Here is a 21308-nt window from a genome sequence, read left to right on the forward strand (position 1 = left end):
CCGCCTCAGGTGCGCGCGAACTTCCGCAGCTCGTTCTGATCCCGCGCGAGCGTCGCAGGCATGCTCTCGCGCAGCAGTTCGACCCATGTACGGATCTTCGCGTCGAGATACTGGCGCGACGGGTACACCGCAAAGACGTTCATCTCCTGCGACTTGTACTCCGGCAGGATCCATTGCAGCTCGCCGCTGCGCAGACCGCTGATCGCCGAATAGATCGGCAGCAGGCCGACGCCCATGCCCTCGCGCACGGCCACCGCCATCGCCTCGGCCACGTTCACCTGGAAGGTCGCCGGGCCGAGATCGATGTTGGCCTCGCCTTCGGGGCCCGTGAACTGCCACTGCGAGGTCGGGAATACGGGCGTCACCATCTGCAGGCAGGTGTGGCTCGCGAGATCGGCGGGCTTTTGCGGCACGCCGCGCTTTTCCAGATACGCCGGCGACGCAACCGCGATGCTGAACGCGCTCGTCAGCCGCTGCGACACGAAACCGGAATCCGGCAGATCGGTCGCGACCACGAGGGCCACGTCATAACCCTCGTCGAGCAGGTCCGGCATGCGCTGCGCGAGCGTGAGCTCCACGTGCACGTCCGGATAGAGCTGCTGATACTGCCCCACCGCCGGCACCACATAGTGCTGGCCGAAGCTCGTCATCGCATGGACCTTGAGCTTGCCCGAGGGGCGCGCATGCGCGTCGCCGGCTTCCGCTTCGGCCTGATCGACGTAGGCGAGTATCTGCTCGCAGCGCTGCAGGTAGCGCTCACCCGCCTCGGTGAGCGCGATGCGGCGCGTCGTGCGGTTCAGGAGGCGCGTGCGCAGATGCGCCTCCAGATCGGAGACCGCGCGCGAAGCGTAAGCCGTAGTCGTGTTCAGGTATTGCGCCGCGCCCGTGAAGCTGCCCGCCTCCACCACCCGGACGAATACACGCATGTTTTGAAGCGTATCCATACCAATCCTCTATCTGACACACGAATTGTTTCATATTTCGTAAGATCGATTGTCTCACGTTTCGTAAAAATGCCTTGCATCCTTACCGGTTATTCATCAATCGCGCAAAAAATATAATAAGGCACAGTGATTCATAGCCAAGATAAGGAGTAAATCGTGCAGTCTCCGGTACCGAAAGGACTAGCCGCACTCACGGTTCTTACGTTCTCGTTGATAATCGCGGGCTGCGCCAGTACCGGGGGCATCGCACCGCAAGCGAAACAGGCCGAAGCCGCGCAACTCGACGCCGGCTCGGCGATCCGCGCGGCCAACACCGACGCCGACTGGCCCGCCAGCGACTGGTGGCGCGGCTATAACGACCCTCAACTGAACGCCTGGATCGAAGCCTCCGTGGCCGGCAACCCCTCGCTTGCCGCCGCCCAGGCGCGCGTGCGCGAAGCGCGCTCGATGGTGGGCGTGGCCCAGGCCGGGCTCCTGCCGCAAATCAACGGCAGCATGTCCATCCAGCGCCAGCAATGGTCCGACAACGTCTACTACGGGCCGGGCCCGCTCGCGGGCGCGAACACGTGGAACAACACGGCCACGCTCGGCCTGTCGTATCACCTCGACCTCTGGGGCCAGGACAAGAACAATGCCGAGCGCGCGCTGGACGTCGCGCACGCCACCGCCGCCGACGCGCGCGCGGCGCAGCTCGAACTCGAAGTCAATGTCACGCGCACCTACATCGAGATGTCGATGAACTACGCGCTGCTCGACATTGCGAAGCAAACGCTCGGCCAGCAGCAGCGCATTCTCGCGCTCGCGCAAAAGCGCCTTGCGGGCGGCATCGGCACCCAGCTCGAAGTGAGCCAGGCGCAAACGCCGCTGCCCGAGTACGAGCGCCAGATCGACGCGCTCGAAGAATCCATCGCGCTCGGCAAGAACCAGCTCGCGGCGCTCGCGGGCAAGGGCCCGGGCGCGGGTGAAGCGATCCAGCGCCCTGCGCTCTCGCTCGCGGCGCCCGCGGGTCTGCCCTCGGCGTTGCCTGCCCAGTTGATCGGCTATCGCCCCGACGTGGTCGCGGCGCGCTGGCTCGTCGCCGCGCAGGCGCGCGGCATCGACGTCGCGAAGGCCGACTTCTATCCGAACGTGAACCTGCTCGTTTCGATGGGCGGCTACGCGGCGGCCGGCCCGCTGTTCCAGTTCCTCAAGTCGATGAGCGGCAGCTATGCGGCAGGCCCCGCGTTCTCGCTGCCGATTTTCGACGGCGGACGCCTGCGCGCGCAGCTCGGCGCGCAGTCCGCCGCATACGACATCGCCGTCGATCAGTACAACCAGACGATCGTCACCGCGCTCAAGGAAATCGCCGATCAGGTGGTGCGCATGCGCTCGCTCGCGACCCAGGAAGACGACGCGCATCGCTCGGTCGCGGCTGCGCAGCGCAACTACGATCTTGCGCAGGAAGGCTTCCGCCGTGGCTTGACCGATTACGTGAACGTGCTGATTGCGCAAACGCAGTTGTTGCGCGCACAGGAAGGCGTCGCGCACATCCAGGCCGAGCGCCTGGCCGCACATGCCACGCTCGTGGCGGCGCTGGGCGGCGGCATGATCGACGCATCGAGCGATGCCGCAGCGAAAGGCCCGACCGAAGCCGAGCAACTGCCCGCGCACGGCAAGAAGACGCGCGACGTGCCGCTCATGCCCGCGGCGCTGCTCGCGCCGCACGGCTCGCATGCTTCGTCCGGCCCTGACGCCGCCGATGCGAGTGCATCGGGCAACGCCGGCGCAACCGGCGCGGCGCACTGAGGCAGACGACGATGCAAGCGTCCACTTCCTCACCCTCGCAGCCGGGCGGCCAGAGTCTCTACGCCGCGCTCGCCGACTGGGCGCGTACCGACGGCCTCGTCTGGATCTATCTCTTCAAGGCGATCGCCGCTGCGCTGCTCGCGCTCGGCATTGCCATGAAGCTCGATCTGCCGCAGCCGCGCACGGCCATGACCACCGTGTTCATCGTGATGCAGCCGCAAAGCGGTCCCGTGTTCGCCAAGAGCTTCTACCGGCTTTGCGGCACGCTCGTGGGCCTCGTCGTGATGCTCGCGCTGATCGGCCTCTTCGCGCAGCAGCCGGAACTCTTCATCGTCTCGACAGCGCTGTGGGTCGGCCTGTGCACCGCGGGCGCCGCGCGCAACCGCAACTTCCGTTCGTACGGCTTCGTGCTCGCGGGCTATACGGCGGCGCTCATCGGCATTCCGGCCTCGCAGCATCCCGACGGCGCGTTCATGTCGGCAATGACGCGCGTGGGTGAGATCTCGATCGGCATCCTTTGCTCGGGCTTCGTCAGCGCGGTGGTGTTTCCGCAGTTTACGGGCGAGCTGCTGCGCTCGAACGTGCGGCGCCGTTTCTCGTCGTTCGTCGATTACGTTTCGGCGGCGCTTGCCGGGCGTGTCGATCGTTCGCACATCGAAGCGAGCAATGCGCGCTTCGTCGCCGACGTCGTGGGTCTCGAAGCGAACCGCAGCATGGCCGTGTTCGAGTCGCCCGACGCGCGGATGCGCTCGGGGCGCCTCGCGCGCCTGAACACCGAGTTCATGACGGTCTCCACGCGCTTTCACGCGCTGCATCAGTTGATGAACCGTCTGCGCGCGGACGGCTCCTCGGCCACCGTCGATGCGCTCGAGCCGTACTTCCGAGAGATCGCGCCGCTGTTCGCGAAAGCGGGCGAGCCGGTGCTCACGGCCGCCGACGCGACGCACGTCTCGCAGCAACTCGACGAGTACCGCTCGGCGCTGCCGCGGCGCGTGCGCGCCACGCGTGCGGAACTCGAAACACAAGGCGATGCACGCCTGCTCGACTTCGACACCGCCACGGAGCTGTTCTACCGCTTCGTGCACGAAATGACCGAGTACACGGCCACCTACGCCTCACTCGCCGTCGATACGCACTCGCGCGAAAAATGGATTTCGCGCTACGTACCGAAGACCAATCTGATCGCGGCGGGCGTGGCGGGACTGCGCGCGGCCATCGTGATGACGCTGCTCGGCGCGTTCTGGATCGCCACCGCGTGGCCGAGCGGCACGAACCTCGTGCTCAATGCCGCCGCGACCTGCGCGCTCGCCTCGTCCGCGCCGCAACCCTCGCGCATGGCGACGCAGATGGCGCTCGGCACCGTGCTCGCATCGGTCGTCGGCATGATTCTCACGTTCGGCGTGTTTCCGCATATCGACGGCTTCGTCATGCTGTGCGTCGCGCTCGCCCCTGCGCTCGCGTTCGGCGTGTTCCTCACGACGCGCCCGAAGTACGCGGGCTACGGCGTGGGCTACTGCATCTTCCTGTGCTTTCTCGCGGGGCCGGACAACGTCGTGCAGTACAACCCGAGCAGCTATATGAACGACGCGCTCGCGCTCATCGCGTCGATGGCGGTCTCGGCTTTCGCGTTCGCCGTGCTCTTGCCGCCCTCCACGCCGTGGCTGCGCCGGCGTCTGCTCGCCGACCTGCGCGGCGGCGCCGTGCAGGCTTGCCGTGCGCGCCTGAAGGGACTGCGCAACCGCTTCGAAAGCGGTGCGCGCGACCTGATGTTCCAGCTCTCGGCGATCGCCGGCAACGACGATGCACAACGCCGCGACACGATGCGCTGGCTCTTCTCGACGCTCGAAGTGGGCAACGCCGCGCTCGATCTGCGCCACGAACTGGCCACGCTGCCCGCGCATCCGCAGTACGCGCGGGGAACCGCGTGGCACGTGGCAATCGACGCAACGCTCAAGGCCGTGAGCGCGCTCTTCGATCGCCCGAGCGAGGCGCGCTACCGCGACGCGCTCGCGACGACGCAACGCGCCATCGACGCGAGCCAGATCGTGCTGCAGGGCATATGGAAGCCCGATGCAACGAGCGCAGCCGAGCGTGGCGACATGCCTCCTCGCGAAGAGCGCCACCAGTTGCAGCGCATCCAGAGCCATCTGCATTTCATCCGCACCGCGCTCATCGACCCGCAATCGCCGCTCGCGGCGTATGCGGGCAACGAAGGCGCGAATTCTGGCGCGAGCCAAGGAGCTAACCATGCCTCGTGACGTCGCGTTTCTCGACGCCTATATCCCGGCGATCGTGCTGCTCTTCATTCTGGGCGCGGCGATCACCTGGGTGCTCGATTCCGTACTGGCCAGAACCGGACTCTACCGGGTCGTGTGGCACCCGTCCCTCTTTCGCGTGAGCCTGCTCGTGGTCGTGTGCTGCGTGCTCGGTCTCGCGGTCTATCACTAAATGCGTCACTGAATGCATCGCTGAACGAATCAACCGAATCATGACAATCCGCAACCTCATTGGCTTTATCGCGACGGCCATCATCTTCGTCGTCGCCATTCTGGTCGGTCGCGTCCTGTGGGTTCACTACATGGACGAGCCGTGGACCCGCGACGGTCGCGTGCGCGCCGAAGTGGTGAACATCGCTCCCGACGTCTCAGGCGCCGTGGTCGAGCTGCCCGTGAAGGACAACCAGTTCGTGCACAAGGGCGACCTGCTCATGCAGATCGACCCGTCGCACTATCAGATCGCCGTGGAGCAGGCCGAGGCCGCCGTGGCCGCGCGCAAGGCCGAACTGACGATGCGCCAGGACGACGCGCGCCGCCGCGCCGACATGGACAGCGAAGTGGTCTCGGCCGAAAACCGCGAGAACGCGTCGCACACGGCGAACTCGGCACAGGCGCAGTACCAGCAGGCAATCGCTGCGCTCGACGCCGCCAAGCTCAACCTCGAACGCACGCGCGTGGTCTCTCCGGTGGACGGCTACATCACAAACCTGCAGGTGTTCCAGGGCGACTACGCGATCTCGGGCCAGGCCAAGCTTGCCGTGGTGGACAGCCATTCGTTCTGGGTCTACGGCTACTTCGAGGAAACCAAGCTGCCGCACGTGAAGGTGGGCAACAAGGCCGACATCAAACTGATGAGCGGCGGCACGCTCCAGGGCCACGTCGAGAGCATCTCGCGCGGCATCTACGACCGCGACAATCCGCAAAGCCGCGAACTGCTCGCCGACGTGAACCCGACCTTCAACTGGGTGCGTCTCGCGCAGCGCGTGCCGGTGCGCATCCACATCGACAAGGTGCCGGACGACATGGTGCTCGCCGCGGGCACGACCTGCACGGTGGTCGTCAAACCGGGTACGTGATGGAGCACTGACGGCGCGCGAAGGCCGCACGCGCCGCCAGCCGGCTACGCAAAAGGGGAACGCCAGTTTGGCGTTCCCTTTTTTTGTTGCTGCGCGCACACGGAGTGTTAGCGATTGCCGCACGTTGCCCTGACGGCGAATCGATGAGCATTGCAAAACATTGTCTTTATCACGTTAAAGCCTATCTCGATTGATACACATCAACGGAGGTTTATCGAATTACTCGGATTATTCCTATTCGCCCACTTTCCCTACCACCCACAACGTGACCCCTCGCCTCCATCGAATTCACGAAATCGGCGCCATACTGCGGGCAACGCGCGACGACGGCGCGGTGCGCGCCTTGGCGCGCCGGGCGCTGGCAGGTCTCGCGAAGCGCCAGGTCCTCGCGCCGCAACGGGTTGTCGTGCTCGGCCTCGGCAATGTTCAATGGGGCGATGCCGGCGTAGGCGTTCTCGCGCTCGAGCGACTAAAGGCGGCCTGGCAATGCCCCGCACAGGTCGAACTCGTGGAAGGCGGCTCGCGCGGCCGTGCGCTCTTGCCCGTCGTCGCATCCACACAGCGTTTGATCGTGCTCGCCGCAATCGATTTCGGGCTTGCACCGGGCGCGCTGCGCGTCCTCACCGGCGATGCGGCGGCCGAACACCTCTACACGCGCCGTCCGAGCCGGCCTGGAATGGGCTTCGCCGACGCGCTCGCCTGCGCGCAGTTGAGCGGCCGCTCGCCGCGCGAGATCGTGCTGATCGGCGTGCAGCCGCAAGGCTGCGACCGTTACGGCGCGGGCTTGTCGAGCGCGGTGTGCGCGCAGCTCGATGCGACCGTCGAAGCCGCGCGGCTCTGGCTGCGCCGCTGGCGTGTCGCACCGCTGCCGCGTCTCGAACATCCCAATATCGGCGACTGAGCGCCACGCACGCGTTGCGCGAGCCCGGCGGGCGCGCCGCATGCGCCCGTGTCTGGAAGTCTGCGGGGGAACCCGCGGGAGAACCCGCGTTGCCCGCGCGCATTGCACTGCACTATCCTGAAAAACTGCGCCAGATCCGGCCAACGGCTGCACCATCAGCACGGGAGGAAGGTAGTCATGCGTTACCGCGATTTTCACCGCGAGTCGGTCGCGAACCCCGACGACTTCTGGCGCCGCGAGGCCGAGCGCATCCATTGGGAGACGCCGTTCGACCAGGTGCTCGACCGCTCGAACCCGCCGTTCGCGCGCTGGTTCTGCGGCGGCCGCACGAACCTGTGCTTCAACGCCGTGGACCGTCACCTCGCGGCGCGCGCGCAACAGAATGCGCTCGTCTATGTCTCGACCGAGACCGGCATCGAGCGGCGCTACACCTACGCCGACCTGCACGCCGAAGTGAACCGCATGGCCGCCGTGATGCGCTCGCTCGGCGTCGCGCGCGGCGAGCGCGTGCTGATCTATCTGCCGATGATTCCCGAGGCCGTGTTCGCCATGCTCGCCTGCGCGCGCCTGGGCGCGATCCACTCGGTGGTGTTCGGCGGATTCGCCGCGCCGAGCCTCGCCGCGCGCATCGACGACGCGAAGCCCGTGCTGCTCGTGACCGCCGATGCCGGCGCGCGCGGCGGCAAGGTGATCGACTACACGCCGCTCGTCGACGAAGCCATGGCGCGCGCCGAATACGCGCCGCCGAAGGTGCTGCTGATCGACCGCCAGCTCGCGCCCGAGCGGCTGAACGCCCCGTATCTCGTCGACTACGAGCCGCTGCGCGAGCAGCACTACGACGTGCAAATTCCCTGCGAATGGCTCGAATCGAATGAGCCTTCGTACATCCTCTACACCTCGGGCACGACGGGCAAGCCCAAGGGCGTGCAGCGCGACGTGGGCGGCTACGCCGTGGCGCTCGCGGCATCGATGGAATACATCTTCGAGGGACGCGCCGGCGACACCATGTTCACGGCGTCGGACATCGGCTGGGTGGTGGGCCATAGCTACATCATCTATGCGCCGCTGCTCGCGGGCATGACCACGGTGATGTACGAAGGCACGCCGGTGCGCCCCGACGGCGGCATCTGGTGGCGCCTCGTCGAGCAGCACCGCATCAACCTGATGTTCACGGCGCCGACGGCCATTCGCGTGCTCAAGAAGCAGGACCCGGCCCTGCTGCACTGCGCCGATCTGTCGAGCCTGCGCACGCTCTTTCTCGCGGGCGAACCGCTCGACGAGCCTACGGCCGAATGGATCTCCGATGCACTCGGCAAGCCCGTCGTCGACAACTACTGGCAGACCGAGACCGGCTGGCCGATGCTGGCGATCCAGCGCGGCGTCGATCCGCTGCCGCAAAAGCTCGGTTCGCCAGGCGTGCCCTGCTACGGCTACGACCTCGTGCTGCGCAACGAACATACGGGCGAGCCCTGCGCGCAGGGTGAGAAAGGCGTGATCACGCTCAGCTACCCGTTGCCGCCCGGCTGCATGCAGACCGTGTGGGGCGACGACGCGCGCTTCGTGAAGACGTACTGGGAAAGCGTGCCCGGCCAGCAGGTGTATTCGACCTTCGACTGGGGCGTGCAGGACAGCGACGGCTATGTGACGATCCTCGGCCGCACCGACGACGTGATCAATGTGGCGGGCCATCGTCTCGGCACGCGCGAGATCGAAGAGGCGATCTCGTCGCACGTGGCGGTCGCGGAAGTGGCCGTGGTGGGTGTGAACGACGCGGTGAAGGGTCAGGCGGCGCTGGCGTTCGTCGTGCTGCGCGACGCGAACGCGGCCGCCAGTCCCGCCGATGCAGAGAAGCTCGCGGCTTCGCTCGCCGCGACGGTGGACCGCCAGCTCGGCGCGATCGGCCGGCCCGCGCGCGTGCACTTCGTGCCGATGCTGCCCAAGACGCGCTCCGGCAAGCTATTGCGCCGCGCGATTGCGGCGCTCGCCGAAGGGCGCGACCCGGGCGATCTGCCGACCATCGAGGATGCCTCGGCGCTGCAGTCGATTCGCGAGGCAGTAAGCGCAGGCGACAGTTAAGGCCCGCGCGTGCGCCCGCTCAGCGCGCGAGCGGGCGGTACGCGGCCAGAAAGCGCTTGAGGATGCCCGTCGAATACGTGCCCGCGATATCGGTGAGGAAGCTCGAGAACGAGGTGCTCGCGTGTTCATCGGCGGTATCGGAGATCGTGCGCACGATCGCGCAGGGCACGTCGTATTCGTAACAGACCTGGGCGATCGCGGCGCCCTCCATCTCGACGGCCAGCGCATCGGGCAACAGCGAGCGCAGCGCGCCCACGGCCGCGGCGCTCGCCACGAACTGGTCGCCGCTGATCACGAGCCCGCGATGCACCTGCGGCAGCGTGGTCTCCAGGCGCGGCAGCGCGGCCTTGAAGCGCGCGGTCAACTCCGGCCCCTCCTCCGCGATGAAACGCTCGCATGCGGCGGCGAGCGCCTGCGCCAGCGCGTGATCGGCGTCGAAACGCGAGCGGGCAAGCAGCGGGATCTCGTGACGCGGGAACAGCGGCTCGGCGTTCATGTCGTGCTGGAGCAGCGTTTCGCCGACCACCACGTCGCCCACGTGGACGTCCGAACCCACGCCGCCGGCAACGCCCGTAAAGACGATCGCTTCCACGTCGAACGCATGAATCAGCGCGCTCGCGGTCGCGGCCGCCGCCACCTTGCCGACGCGCGCGAGCGTCACCACGCAGGGCGCACCATGCACGGTGCCGAGGTGATAGTCGCGCCGGCCAAACGTGCGCGTCACGACTCCCGATTCGGCCTGCATCGCCGCGATCAGATCGCCGAGTTCCTGGGGCAGCGCGGCGAGCACGCCGAGCGGACGGGCGGCACTGCCGCTCGCTTGGGTCGAGAGGTTCATCTTCGAATAGTTTCCGTCTGGGTCGTCTGAGGCTAAGGTGCGCTCACTCCACCGGCTGCAGCTTGGCCACGGCCAGCGCGAGCCACTTCTCACCGTGCCGCTTGAAGCGCACCTGCGCCTTGGCGTCGGTGCCGCTGCCTTCGAGCGCGGTGATCGTGCCTTCGCCGAACTTCGTGTGGAACACGCCCTGGCCTACGCGGAAGCCCGTCTCGGCGGCGCGCTGCTCGTTGGCGAACGCGGGCGCCGGGCTCTTGTCCGCGATATAGGCGTCGCGCTCGCGACGGCCGCCTTCGCTGCTGCCGCCACTGCCGCCGCCCGGACGCGAGAACCAGTCGCGGCCCCAGCCTGCGTTGTCGGACCGCCCGCCCCAGCGCGAACCCGCCTCGACCTTGGGCGTGAGCCACTTGAGCGATTCCTGCGGCAGTTCGTCGAAAAAGCGCGAGCGCACGTTGTAGCGCGTCTGGCCGTGCAGCAAGCGGCTCTGTGCGAACGAGATATAGAGCCGCTCTTTCGCACGCGTGATCGCCACGTACATCAGGCGGCGCTCTTCTTCGAGGCCGTCGGCTTCCATCGCGCTGTTCTCGTGCGGGAACAAGCCCTCTTCGAGACCCGTGATGAAGACCGCCGTGAATTCGAGGCCCTTCGCCGCGTGCACCGTCATCAGCTGTACGGCGTCCTGGCCTGCCTGCGCCTGGTTGTCGCCGGCTTCGAGCGACGCGTGCGAGAGGAAGCCCGCGAGCGGCGTCATGACGTCGGGGTTCTGCGCGGGGTCGGTGATCGTGGGCGCATCGAGCACTTCGATCTCGCCGTCCTGCGAGACGATCTCGGGCACTGCGCTCGCACCCGGGCGCAGCGGGATCGAGCGCGCGGGCGTGTCGAGGCCATAGCCCTCTTCGCTCACGAACGCCGTGGCCGCGGTCACGAGTTCCTGCAAGTTCTCGAGGCGATCCTGGCCTTCCCGCTCGTTCTGATAGAACTCGGCGAGACCGCTCATGCGCACCGTGTACTCGACCGTTTCCGGCAGGCTCATCTGCGCGGTCTCGGCGCGCATTTTCGCGACCAGATTGGCGAACGAACCGAGGCTCGAGCCCGCCTTGCCCGTGACGTACGGAATGGCCGCGGCCATCGAGCAGTTGTAGAGGCGCGCGGCATCCGCCAGCTGCTCGATCGAGCGCGCGCCGATGCCGCGCGTGGGGAAATTCACGACACGCGCGAACGCCGTGTCGTCGTTCGGATTGTCGATGAGACGCAGATAAGCGAGCGCATGCTTCACCTCCTGACGCTCGAAGAAGCGCAAGCCGCCATACACCTTGTACGGCACGCCCGCGTTCACGAGCGTGTGCTCGATCGTGCGCGACTGCGCGTTGCTGCGATAGAGGATGGCGATCTCGTTGCGCGCGAGCCCCTGGTTGATGAGCGCGCGAATCTCTTCGACGATCCAGCCGGCCTCCTGCGAGTCGGTGGCCGCCTCGTACACGCGCACCGGCTCGCCGTGGCCTGCATCGGTGCGCAGGTTCTTGCCCAGACGCCGCGAGTTATGCGCGATCAGGTAGTTGGCCGCATCGAGAATATGGCCGTGCGAACGATAGTTCTGCTCCAGCTTGATCATGTGCTTCACGCGGAACTCGTTCTCGAAGTCGCGCATGTTGCCGACGTTCGCGCCGCGGAACGCGTAGATCGACTGGTCGTCGTCGCCCACCGCGAAGATCGCGTTGCCAGGCCCCGCGAGCAGCTTGAGCCACGCGTACTGGAGCTTGTTGGTGTCCTGGAACTCGTCCACCAGAATGTCGCGAAAGCGCCCCTGATAATGCGCGCGCAGCGGCGGGTTGTACGCGAGCAGCTCGTAGCAGCGCAGCAGCAGCTCCGCGAAATCGACCACGCCTTCACGCTGGCACTGCTGGTCGTAGGCCTCGTAGAGTTCGACGAACTTGCGGTTGAAGTCGTCGCTTACGTCCACGTCTTTCGGACGCAGGCCCTGCTCCTTCGCGTTGTTGATGAAGTACTGCAGGTTCTTGGGCGGGTACTTCTCGTCGTCGACGTTCAGGCCCTTCATGAGACGCTTGATGGCCGAGAGCTGGTCTGCGGTGTCGAGGATCTGGAAGGTCTGCGGCAGACCGGCGTCGCGGAAATGCGCGCGCAGCATGCGGTTGCACAGGCCGTGGAACGTGCCGATCCACATGCCGCGCGTGTCGATGGGCAAGAGCGCCTGGAGGCGCCCCATCATTTCGCGCGCGGCCTTGTTGGTGAAGGTCACGGCCAGGATGGTCGAAGGCGAGGCCATGCCCTGCTGGATCAGCCACGCAATGCGCGTGATCAGCACGCGCGTCTTGCCGCTGCCGGCCCCGGCCAGAATGAGCGCCGGTTCGTTGGGCAACGTGACGGCGGCGAGTTGTTCGGGGTTCAGGTTCGCGAGCAGTTCGGGCATGGGCTGAAAAGGAGCGTGACCCCAGGGCGGGACCCCGGGGACGTGGCGCGCGGCACAGGCGCGCCGTCGTTGAATGGCAGACCGCCATTATAAGTGCGCACGCACGCTGCGGCTTGGGCAACCCAGGCGGCACGCCTTGCGCAAACAACGCCCGCACGACGGCCCGTGCCATGGGCCGCCCAGCGCCCTAGCTCGGCTGGCGCGTCGGCTCCGGCAGGACTTCCCCTTATAATCGAACGTTTCCGCATCCTTTTTTCGGCAGATTCCACCCATGAGCGACAGCACGCTAGCGAAAAGCTTCGAGCCCCAGACGATCGAGGCCCAATGGGGCCCCGAATGGGAGCGTCGAGGCTACGCCGCCGCGACCTTCGAGCCCGGCCGCAACAATTTCTCGATCCAGTTGCCGCCGCCCAACGTCACCGGCACGCTGCACATGGGGCACGCGTTCAACCAGACGATCATGGACGGCCTCACGCGCTACCACCGCATGCTCGGCGACAACACGCTGTGGGTGCCGGGTACAGACCACGCGGGCATCGCCACGCAGATCGTGGTCGAGCGCCAGCTCGACGCGCAGAAGATCTCGCGCCACGACCTGGGCCGCGAAAAGTTCGTCGAGCGCGTGTGGGAATGGAAGCAGCAGTCGGGCTCGACCATCACGGGCCAGGTGCGCCGTCTGGGCGCCTCGATCGACTGGTCGCGCGAATACTTCACGATGGACGACAAGATGTCGACCGCCGTGCGCGACGTGTTCGTGCGCCTCTATGAACAGGGCCTGATCTACCGCGGCAAGCGCCTCGTGAACTGGGACCCGGTGCTGGGCACCGCCGTTTCGGACCTCGAAGTCGTGAGCGAAGAGGAAAACGGTAACCTGTGGCACCTGCGCTATCCGCTCACGGACGGCTCGGGCCATCTCACGGTCGCGACCACGCGCCCGGAAACCATGCTCGGCGACACGGCCGTGATGGTCCACCCGGAAGACGAGCGCTACGCGCACCTGATCGGCAAGACCGTGAAGCTGCCGCTCGCGGACCGCGAGATCCCGATCATCGCCGACGAATACGTGGACCGCGAGTTCGGCACGGGCGTCGTCAAGGTCACGCCCGCGCACGACTTCAACGACTACCAGGTGGGCCTGCGCCATGGCCTGCCGATGATCGAGATCCTCACGCTCGACGCGAAGGTCAACGACAACGCGCCCGCCAAATACCGCGGCCTCGACCGCTTCGAGGCGCGAAAGCAAGTGGTCGCCGACTTCGAGGCGCTCGGTCTGCTCGACTCGGTGCAGCCGCACAAGCTCATGGTGCCGCGCGGCGACCGCACGGGCGTGGTGATCGAGCCGATGCTCACGGACCAGTGGTTCGTCGCGATGACGAAGCCCGCGCCCGAAGGCACGTTCAACCCCGGCAAGTCGATCACCGAAACCTCGCTCGACGTGGTGCGCAGCGGCCAGATCAAGTTCGTGCCGGAAAACTGGACCACGACCTACTACCAGTGGCTCGAGAACATCCAGGACTGGTGCATCTCGCGCCAACTCTGGTGGGGCCACCAGATCCCGGCGTGGTACGGCGAAAACGGCGAGATCTTCGTTGCGAAGAGCGAGGAAGAAGCGCGCGCGCAGGCCGAAGCGAAGGGCTACACGGGCGCACTGAAGCGCGACGAAGACGTGCTCGACACGTGGTTCTCGTCGGCGCTCGTGCCGTTCTCGTCGCTCGGCTGGCCTGCGGATACGCCTGAACTGAAGGCCTTCCTGCCCTCTTCCGTGCTGGTCACGGGCTTCGACATCATCTTCTTCTGGGTGGCGCGCATGGTCATGATGACCACGCACTTCACCGGCAAGGTGCCGTTCGACACGGTGTACGTGCACGGCCTCGTGCGCGACGCCGAAGGCCAGAAGATGTCGAAGAGCAAGGGCAACACGCTCGACCCGATCGATATCGTCGATGGCATCGACCTCGAAGCGCTGGTCGCCAAGCGCACGACCGGCCTCATGAATCCCAAGCAGGCCGCGACCATCGAAAAGAAGACGCGCAAGGAGTTCCCGGAGGGCATTCCCGCGTTCGGCACCGACGCGCTGCGCTTCACGATGGCTTCCATGGCCACGCTCGGCCGCAACGTCAACTTCGACCTCGCGCGCTGCGAAGGCTATCGCAACTTCTGCAACAAGCTCTGGAACGCCACGCGCTTCGTGCTGATGAACTGCGAAGGCCACGACTGCGGTTTCAGCAAGCCGGGCGCATGCCAGCCCGGCGATTGCGGCCCGGGCGGCTACACGGACTTCTCGCAGGCCGACCGCTGGATCGTCTCGCTCCTGCAACGCGTGGAAGCGGAAGTCGCGAAGGGCTTCGCGGACTATCGCTTCGACAACGTGGCCAACGCCATATACAAGTTCGTCTGGGACGAATACTGTGACTGGTACCTGGAACTTGCCAAGGTGCAGATCCAGACGGGTACGCCGGAGCAGCAGCGCGCCACGCGCCGCACGCTGCTGCGCGTGCTGGAAACGGTGTTGCGCCTCGCGCACCCGGTGATTCCGTTCATCACCGAAGCGCTGTGGCAGAAGGTGGCGCCGCTCACCGACGCGTACCCCGAGGGTGCCGCCGAAGGCGCAGCATCGATCATGGTGCAGCGTTACCCGGTGGCGGAAGCAAAGAAGATCGACGAAGCCGCGGAACAGTGGGCCGCCGACCTGAAGGCCGTGATCGACGCGTGCCGCAACCTGCGTGGCGAAATGGGCCTCTCGCCCGCCACGAAGGTGCCGCTGCTCGCCACGGGCAATGCCGAGCGCCTCGCGACGTTCGCGCCCTATGCGCAGGCGCTTGCAAAGCTTTCGGAGGTCCAGATCATCGCCGACGAAGCAACGCTCGACGCAGCCTCGGCAGGCGCGCCAGTTGCTATCGTTGGGACGGACAAGCTCGTGCTGAAGGTGGAGATCGACGTCGCCGCCGAACGCGAACGACTGTCGAAGGAAATCGCCCGCCTCGGCAATGAGGTAACGAAGTGCAAGGCCAAGCTAGGAAACGAGAGTTTTGTAGCAAAAGCACCGCCCGCAGTCGTTGAGCAGGAGCAGAAAAGACTGGCAGAATACCAGGCAACGCTGGACAAGCTGACCGCGCAACTCACGCGGTTGCCGGCCTGAGCGCCATATCGGCCAAGGGCTGTAACGCGTGACGCCGCACCCGCGGCGTCACACGAGCACCAGGACAGGGACAAAGACATGCTGAAAGTGACAAAAGCGGTATTCCCGGTAGCGGGCCTCGGCACGCGCTTCCTTCCGGCCACGAAAGCCAGCCCGAAGGAAATGCTGCCCGTGGTCGACAAGCCGCTCATCCAGTACGCGGTCGAAGAAGCCGTGGCTGCGGGCATCACTGAAATGATCTTCGTGACCGGGCGCAGCAAGCGCGCGATCGAGGACCATTTCGACAAGTCGTATGAGATCGAAGCCGAGCTCGAAGCACGCGGCAAAGCCAAGCTGCTCGAACTGGTGCGCAACATCAAGCCGAACAACGTCGACTGCTTCTACGTGCGTCAGCCCGAGGCGCTCGGCCTTGGCCACGCCGTGCTGTGCGCGGAAAAGCTCGTGGGCGACAACCCGTTCGCCGTGATTCTCGCGGACGACCTGCTCTACGGCACGCCGCCCGTCATGCAGCAGATGGTCGAGGTGTTCGACCACTACCATAGCTCGGTGCTCGGCGTGGAAGAGATTCCGCCCTCGGAAACGCGCTCGTACGGCATTGTCGACGGCAAGGAGTGGGAAGACTCGATCGTCAAGCTTTCGGGCATCGTCGAGAAGCCGGCGCCGGAAGTCGCACCGTCGAACCTCGGCGTAGTCGGCCGCTACGTGCTCAAGCCGCGCATTTTCGAGCATCTGAAGTCGATCAAGCCGGGCGCGGGCGGCGAGCTGCAGCTCACCGACGCGATCCAGTCGCTGCTCGCCGACGAGCAAGTGCTCGCCTACAAGTACCACGGCACGCGCTTCGACTGCGGCAGCAAGCTCGGCTACCTGAAGGCGACGGTGGAGTTCGCGCTGCGTCACCCGGAAGTCGGCGCGGATTTCGACGAGTATCTGCGTACGCGCAAGCCGGTGCTGGAAGGCTAAAGCGCCCCCGGTTAGGGCCCTTGGCCCTGCGCAAATGAAAATGGCCCGCATTCTCATGCGGGCCATTTTTTTATCCGCCGATGCGTTTAGCGGCGGCGCATCAGGAACACGAACGTCTTGTCCTGCTGCGAGCTTTCCACGATCTCATTGCCGGTTTGCTTCGCGAAGGCGGCGAAATCGCGCTGCGAGCCGGGATCGGTCGCGAGGACCTTGAGGATCTGGCCACTTTCCATATCGGCGAGCGCCTTCTTGGCGCGCAGGATCGGCAGCGGGCAGTTCAGCCCGCGCGCATCCACTTCCTTGTGAACCTGAATCTGCATCGGGGTTGGATCCTTCGGTGGCGCACCGTCGCGGCGTGAGACGGCGCTGGCAATAGCGTCGATTTTACCGCAGCCACGCCAGCCCACGCTTGCGTCCCGATCGCAACACGGCTTACAGCGTGACCGCCGCCCCCGTATGCAGCGACTCCCGCAGCGCCTGACCGATGCGCGTGGCCTCCAGCGCGTCTTCGAGCGTCGCGCCGAGGCTCCCCTTCTCCGCGCCACCGGCCTTGCGCGCCGCGACTTCCGCGACGAACGCCTGCGCTTCGACCAGGAACGCCTCTTCGAAACGGTCGAAGAAGGTGGGTGTGCAAACGCTGCGCACGCCCGTCGAGTCATAGACATCGACGCGATTCGCGCGCGGAATGCGGCCGATCGCAAGCGCCCCCGCCGTGCCGATCACCTCGCTCGATGTGTCATTGCCGTGCGCCATCGTGCGCGAGGCGTAAAACATCGCGAGGCGACCGCCCTCGAACTCGCAGATCGCCACGCCGTTGTCCACGTCGCCCGATTCGCGCAGGCCTTCGTGCAGCGCGATTGCGCCCGCGGCGTACACACGTGTAGCGCGCGGCTTGCCGAGCAGCCAGCGCGCGACGTCGATGTCGTGGACCGTGCAGTCGAGGAAAATGCCGCCCGAAGTAGGCGCGAAGCGCACGAAAAAGCCTTCGGGATCGTTGAGGTCGCAGGTCTGCGAGCGCACCAGAAACGGCTTGCCGATCGCGCCCGCCTGCACTTTTGCGTAGGCATCCTGATAACTCGGATCGAAGCGGCGCATGAAGCCGATGGTCACCTGCCGGTCGGCATGACGACGCGACACGTTCACCACCCGCTCGCATTCGGCCACGTCGAGCGAGAGCGGCTTCTCGCAGAACACGTGCTTGCCCGCTTCGAGCGCCTGCACGATCTGCTCGGCGTGCAATGCCGAAGGCGTGACGAGCCACACCGCATCGACCGATTGATCGGCCAGCAGGTCGGCGTACTCGCCATACAGCCGCGCGGCGGGCAGCGCCTCGCGCGCCCACGCGAGATCCGCTTCCAGCGGACTGCACGCGGCCGCGAGCGTTGCACCCGGCACGCGATACGCCAGGTTCTGCGCATGCCGCCGCCCCAACCTCCCAAGTCCCGCCACGCCCACGCGCAACGGCTGGGCACGATCGATTGCCTGCATCCCTGTTCTCCTCGCTTGATCAGCGCTCGTTTCAGTCGCCCAGCGTCACCACACGGCCCTCGCGCCACGACAGCGAGGCGGCTTCGGCCAGCTCCAGCGCCTTCAGTCCGTCGGCCACCGACGTGCGCACCGGCACGCCCTGCGTCACCGCTTCGTGAAAGTGCGCCATTTCGCGCGCATAGGCCGCGCGATAGCGTTCGAGGAAGAACGCCTCGGGCACGTCCTGCGCGACAGCGGTCTTCGACCACGCCACCACTTCGGTCGGCTTCATGTTGCCGGCCTGCAGCATGCCCTCGCTGCCGAGCACCTCGAAGCGCTGGTCGTAGCCATAGGCCGCGCGCCGCGCCGTGTTGATCTGGCAAAGGCGCCCGCGCTTCGTGCGGATCGTCACCGCCGTCGAATCGATGTCGCCCGCATCGGCAATCGCCGGATCGGACAGGCAGCTGCCTGTGGCGTGCACGCTCACCGCCTCGTCGTCGAGGATCCAGCGGAAGATGTCGAAGTCGTGGATCAGCATGTCCTTGAAGATGCCGCCCGAGTGCTTGATGTATTCGACGGGCGGCGCGCCCGGATCGCGGCTCGTGACGATCAGCATTTCCGGCGTGCCGATCTCGCCTGCGTCGAGGCGCGTCTTGAGCGCGGCGAACGTGGGATCGTAGCGGCGCTGAAAGCCGATCATGGCCACGACGCCCGCGCGCTGAACGGCTTCTGCACAGGCGCGTGCGCGCTCGATGGTCAGGTCGACGGGCTTTTCGCAGAAGATATGCTTGCCCGCCGCGGCCGACTTGAGGATCAGTTCGGAGTGCGTATCGGTGCTCGAGCAGATTACCGTGGCGCCGATCGAAGCGTCGCCGAACGCGGCGTCGACATCCACGACCTGAGCGCCGTGCTGTGCGGCAAGCGCGGCGGCGGCTTCGCGATTGACATCGATCACGTACTTCAGACGCACGCCCGGCTGGCGCGCAAGATTGCCCGCATGAATGCGGCCAATGCGCCCCGCGCCGAATACCGCCACATCCAGCGTTTTCGCTGCGCCGCTTGCTGCACTAGTCATCGTATCCTCCGGTGTCGGTCGATTCTTCCACGTTGAGTTCGAGCCGGTACGCAAGCGCGATGAAGAGCGCCTGGCACAGGCAGAAGGTGCTGGTGAGCGAGCGGAACGCGAACGCGCTCCCCTCCTTCACATAGAGCTGCGCGTTCGCGTGGCGCGCGAGCGGCGAGAGCTGGCTGTCGGTGATGACGAGCGTTTTGGCGTGATGCTGCTGCGCGACGCGCAGGCAGTACTGCGTCTCTTTCCCATAGGGCGCGAAGCTGATGGCGATCACCACGTCGCCCTTCTTCACGCTGCGAATCTGTTCGTGGTACATGCCGCCGAGCCCCGAGACGAGGTGCACGCGTTTGCGCGTGTGCTGCAAGGCATAGGCGATGTAGCTCGCCACCGGAAACGAGCGGCGCACGCCGATCACGTAGATGTTGTCCGCCTGCTCGAGCATCTTCACGGCCTCGTCGAACTGCGCGCCGTCGAGGCCCGCTTCGAGTTCGTCGAGTCCGCTGCGGCACGCGCCGATGAATTCACGCGCCACGGCGCCGCCCATCTCCGGGCTCGCCTCGCCCTCCTTGGCGTCGATCAGCTGGCGAATGCGCTGCTGATAGCTCGTGGCCGAGGCGCCCTGCCCCGCATAGGCCTGACGGAACACCGCCTGCAGATCGGAGAAGCCCGAGAAGCCGAAGCGCTGCGCAAAGCGCACCACCGCCGAAGGATGCACGCCACAGCTCGCGGCAATGTCGCTCGTGCGGTCCATCATCACGCTCGCGCGGTGCTGCTCGATGTAGGTCGCGATGCTTTTCAGCTGACGCGGCAGCGCCTCGTAATCGTGTGCGATGCGCTGCATCAATTCGTCTACGCCTGCTACGGCGTCGGTTGTGTCATCCGCCATGATTGTTTTCCTCGGCTGGTTGCCGCACTGCCGCAAAGCCTTACCAGGCCTCGATTCCACGGCATGCCGACGGAGCCGATTATAGGCAGCGTGTCACACGAATGGAACAGATTTTCCATTTTTATTTGCAATGAAATTTTCGTTGCAAGTCGCGAGGCGATGTCCTACTCTTGTCGATGAGCGCGGCAGCTGGTGCAGGTAACAAGCGGCATGTCAAAAGCGCGGCTGCGGCATTCACCCCAAGAACGAACGACAGACCGAGAAAGGTGGAGACAATGACTCAACGCAAGGGCAAGACCATGCTCCGGAGGTTGGCCGCAGTGCTCGCGCTGGCAGCGGGCATGACTGGTGCGAGCGTGCTCAGCGCACAAACGGCGCAAGCCGCCGACGCGCATTTCGTGCTGATCAGCCACGCGCCCGATTCCGACTCGTGGTGGAACACGATCAAGAACGCCATCAAGCAGGCCGACGAAGACTGGAACGTCGAGACCGACTACCGCAATCCACCCAACGGCGACATCGCCGACATGTCGCGCCTGATCGAACAGGCCGCCGCGCGTAACTACGACGGCGTGATCGTCACCATCGCCGACTACGATGTGCTCAAGAGCTCCATCGGCAAGGTCACGGAAAAGAAGATCCCGCTCGTGACGATCAACTCGGGCACCGAGGAACAGAGCGCGAAGCTCGGCGCGATCATGCACGTGGGTCAGCCTGAATATGTAGCGGGCCACGCAGCCGGCGAAAAGGCCAAGGCCGCCGGCGTGAAGTCGTTCCTGTGCGTGAATCACTTCGCGACCAACGCCGTGTCGTTCGAACGCTGCCGCGGCTTTGCCGATGCGCTCGGCGTGGACTACAAGACCTCGACGATCGACTCCGGCCAGGACCCGACGGAAATCCAGTCGAAGGTGAGCGCGTATCTGCGCAACCATCCGAACACGGGCGCGATCCTCACGCTCGGCCCGGTGCCGGCGGCCGCTACGCTCAAGGCGATCGACCAGATGGGCCTCGCGGGCAAGATCTACTTCTGCACGTTCGACTTCTCGGATGACATCGCCAAGGCGATCCGCGCGGGCACCATCCAGTTCGCGATCGACCAGCAGCCGTACCTGCAGGGCTACATCCCCGTGGCCGTGCTCGCGATCGTGAAGAAGGAGCACACCACCGACCCGCAGAAGATCCGCCAGATCCTCGAAGCGAATCCGAAGTTCAAGCAGCGCCTTGAAACCTATGGCCTGCAACCCTCGTACGGTCCGAAGAATATTCGCTCGGGTCCGGGCTTCATCACGAAGGAGAATCTCGACAAGGTCGTGAAGTACGCAGGTCAGTATCGCTAAGCATTTTTCGTCAGCCACGCGCGGCGGTGGCTAGCATCTTCCGATGCCCATCGCCTCTCGCCAGCCTCGCCGCGCGCCATTCACCGTGTTGCTTCTACTGCAAGGCAGTCGCTTGTAGGGAATGCG

General features: G+C 65.8%; 16 protein-coding genes. 9 read left to right on the forward strand and 7 right to left on the reverse strand.

The annotated features are described in order from the left end of the window. Positions 1-5: 5 nt before the first annotated feature. Complete coding sequence (locus E1N52_RS07650; RefSeq protein WP_133181619.1) at positions 6-944, reverse strand: LysR family transcriptional regulator; 939 nt, start codon at positions 942-944, stop codon at positions 6-8. 156 nt (positions 945-1100) lie between these two features. Here E1N52_RS07650 and E1N52_RS07655 point away from each other — a divergent pair, with 156 nt between their 5' ends. The 6 genes from E1N52_RS07655 to E1N52_RS07680 all read left to right on the forward strand — a co-directional run bounded on the left by E1N52_RS07655 (position 1101) and on the right by E1N52_RS07680 (position 9058). After that, positions 1101-2729, forward strand: coding sequence for an efflux transporter outer membrane subunit (locus E1N52_RS07655; RefSeq protein WP_133181620.1), 1629 nt, complete (start codon positions 1101-1103; stop codon positions 2727-2729). Positions 2730-2740: 11 nt separating this feature from the next. After that, positions 2741-4987 (forward strand): FUSC family protein, encoded by a 2247-nt coding sequence (locus E1N52_RS07660; RefSeq protein ID WP_133181622.1) that lies wholly within the window; start codon positions 2741-2743, stop codon positions 4985-4987. Next, positions 4977-5177, forward strand: a complete 201-nt coding sequence (locus E1N52_RS07665) for a DUF1656 domain-containing protein (RefSeq protein WP_028208049.1) — start codon at positions 4977-4979, stop codon at positions 5175-5177. The genes E1N52_RS07660 and E1N52_RS07665 overlap by 11 nt, the downstream gene beginning before the upstream one ends. Positions 5178-5217: 40 nt before the next feature. Next, complete coding sequence (locus tag E1N52_RS07670) at positions 5218-6081, forward strand: efflux RND transporter periplasmic adaptor subunit (RefSeq protein ID WP_069268663.1); 864 nt, start codon at positions 5218-5220, stop codon at positions 6079-6081. 265 nt (positions 6082-6346) lie between these two features. After that, positions 6347-6982, forward strand: coding sequence for a hydrogenase maturation protease (locus E1N52_RS07675; RefSeq protein ID WP_165979347.1), 636 nt, complete (start codon positions 6347-6349; stop codon positions 6980-6982). Between the two features lie 177 nt (positions 6983-7159). After that, positions 7160-9058: a propionate--CoA ligase gene (locus E1N52_RS07680; RefSeq protein WP_133181626.1), complete on the forward strand. Its 1899-nt coding sequence runs from the start codon at positions 7160-7162 to the stop codon at positions 9056-9058. A gap of 19 nt (positions 9059-9077) precedes the next feature. Here E1N52_RS07680 and E1N52_RS07685 read toward each other — a convergent pair whose 3' ends face one another. Both E1N52_RS07685 and E1N52_RS07690 read right to left on the reverse strand, forming a co-directional pair. Beyond that, a complete protein-coding gene (locus tag E1N52_RS07685) occupies positions 9078-9896 on the reverse strand; it encodes a 5'-methylthioadenosine/adenosylhomocysteine nucleosidase (RefSeq protein ID WP_133181628.1) in 819 nt (272 codons plus the stop codon). Between the two features lie 43 nt (positions 9897-9939). Further along, entirely contained in the window at positions 9940-12321 is a 2382-nt protein-coding gene (locus tag E1N52_RS07690) for a UvrD-helicase domain-containing protein (protein WP_133181630.1), read from the reverse strand. Positions 12322-12592: 271 nt separating this feature from the next. Here E1N52_RS07690 and E1N52_RS07695 point away from each other — a divergent pair, with 271 nt between their 5' ends. Then, positions 12593-15460, forward strand: a complete 2868-nt coding sequence (locus E1N52_RS07695) for a valine--tRNA ligase (RefSeq protein WP_133181632.1) — start codon at positions 12593-12595, stop codon at positions 15458-15460. 78 nt (positions 15461-15538) lie between these two features. Beyond that, positions 15539-16420, forward strand: coding sequence for a UTP--glucose-1-phosphate uridylyltransferase GalU (gene galU / locus E1N52_RS07700; protein WP_028208043.1), 882 nt, complete (start codon positions 15539-15541; stop codon positions 16418-16420). A gap of 86 nt (positions 16421-16506) precedes the next feature. On the opposite strand, the gene E1N52_RS07705 is transcribed toward galU, so the two are convergent. The 4 genes from E1N52_RS07705 to E1N52_RS07720 form a co-directional block, all read right to left on the reverse strand. Then, positions 16507-16734: a sulfurtransferase TusA family protein gene (locus E1N52_RS07705; RefSeq protein ID WP_028208042.1), complete on the reverse strand. Its 228-nt coding sequence runs from the start codon at positions 16732-16734 to the stop codon at positions 16507-16509. 118 nt (positions 16735-16852) lie between these two features. Then, positions 16853-17908 (reverse strand): Gfo/Idh/MocA family oxidoreductase, encoded by a 1056-nt coding sequence (locus E1N52_RS07710; RefSeq protein WP_133181634.1) that lies wholly within the window; start codon positions 17906-17908, stop codon positions 16853-16855. A 31-nt stretch (positions 17909-17939) separates the two neighbouring features. Next, the gene (gene iolG, locus E1N52_RS07715; RefSeq protein ID WP_133181636.1) at positions 17940-18962 is read right to left on the reverse strand and encodes an inositol 2-dehydrogenase; all 1023 of its coding nucleotides are present in this window, start codon (positions 18960-18962) and stop codon (positions 17940-17942) included. Further along, positions 18955-19845: a MurR/RpiR family transcriptional regulator gene (locus tag E1N52_RS07720; protein WP_133181638.1), complete on the reverse strand. Its 891-nt coding sequence runs from the start codon at positions 19843-19845 to the stop codon at positions 18955-18957. The genes iolG and E1N52_RS07720 overlap by 8 nt, the downstream gene beginning before the upstream one ends. A 275-nt stretch (positions 19846-20120) precedes the next feature. Here E1N52_RS07720 and E1N52_RS07725 point away from each other — a divergent pair, with 275 nt between their 5' ends. Then, positions 20121-21182 (forward strand): sugar ABC transporter substrate-binding protein, encoded by a 1062-nt coding sequence (locus E1N52_RS07725; RefSeq protein WP_133181639.1) that lies wholly within the window; start codon positions 20121-20123, stop codon positions 21180-21182. The last annotated feature ends 126 nt before the right edge of the window (positions 21183-21308 follow it).

This window comes from Paraburkholderia guartelaensis (assembly GCF_004353905.1).
In the GTDB taxonomy this organism is placed as follows: domain Bacteria; phylum Pseudomonadota; class Gammaproteobacteria; order Burkholderiales; family Burkholderiaceae; genus Paraburkholderia; species Paraburkholderia guartelaensis.

What these genes read in the sequence shown, in the direction of transcription:
- E1N52_RS07650 (WP_133181619.1), bottom strand. Translation starts at nt 944, where the DNA reads ATGGATACGCTTCAAAACATGCGTGTATTCGTCCGGGTGGTGGAGGCG.
- E1N52_RS07660 (WP_133181622.1), top strand. Translation starts at nt 2,741, where the DNA reads ATGCAAGCGTCCACTTCCTCACCCTCGCAGCCGGGCGGCCAGAGTCTC.
- E1N52_RS07665 (WP_028208049.1), top strand. Translation starts at nt 4,977, where the DNA reads ATGCCTCGTGACGTCGCGTTTCTCGACGCCTATATCCCGGCGATCGTG.
- E1N52_RS07670 (WP_069268663.1), top strand. Translation starts at nt 5,218, where the DNA reads ATGACAATCCGCAACCTCATTGGCTTTATCGCGACGGCCATCATCTTC.
- E1N52_RS07680 (WP_133181626.1), top strand. Translation starts at nt 7,160, where the DNA reads ATGCGTTACCGCGATTTTCACCGCGAGTCGGTCGCGAACCCCGACGAC.
- E1N52_RS07685 (WP_133181628.1), bottom strand. Translation starts at nt 9,896, where the DNA reads ATGAACCTCTCGACCCAAGCGAGCGGCAGTGCCGCCCGTCCGCTCGGC.
- E1N52_RS07690 (WP_133181630.1), bottom strand. Translation starts at nt 12,321, where the DNA reads ATGCCCGAACTGCTCGCGAACCTGAACCCCGAACAACTCGCCGCCGTC.
- E1N52_RS07695 (WP_133181632.1), top strand. Translation starts at nt 12,593, where the DNA reads ATGAGCGACAGCACGCTAGCGAAAAGCTTCGAGCCCCAGACGATCGAG.
- galU (WP_028208043.1), top strand. Translation starts at nt 15,539, where the DNA reads ATGCTGAAAGTGACAAAAGCGGTATTCCCGGTAGCGGGCCTCGGCACG.
- E1N52_RS07710 (WP_133181634.1), bottom strand. Translation starts at nt 17,908, where the DNA reads ATGCAGGCAATCGATCGTGCCCAGCCGTTGCGCGTGGGCGTGGCGGGA.
- iolG (WP_133181636.1), bottom strand. Translation starts at nt 18,962, where the DNA reads ATGACTAGTGCAGCAAGCGGCGCAGCGAAAACGCTGGATGTGGCGGTA.
- E1N52_RS07720 (WP_133181638.1), bottom strand. Translation starts at nt 19,845, where the DNA reads ATGGCGGATGACACAACCGACGCCGTAGCAGGCGTAGACGAATTGATG.
- E1N52_RS07725 (WP_133181639.1), top strand. Translation starts at nt 20,121, where the DNA reads ATGACTCAACGCAAGGGCAAGACCATGCTCCGGAGGTTGGCCGCAGTG.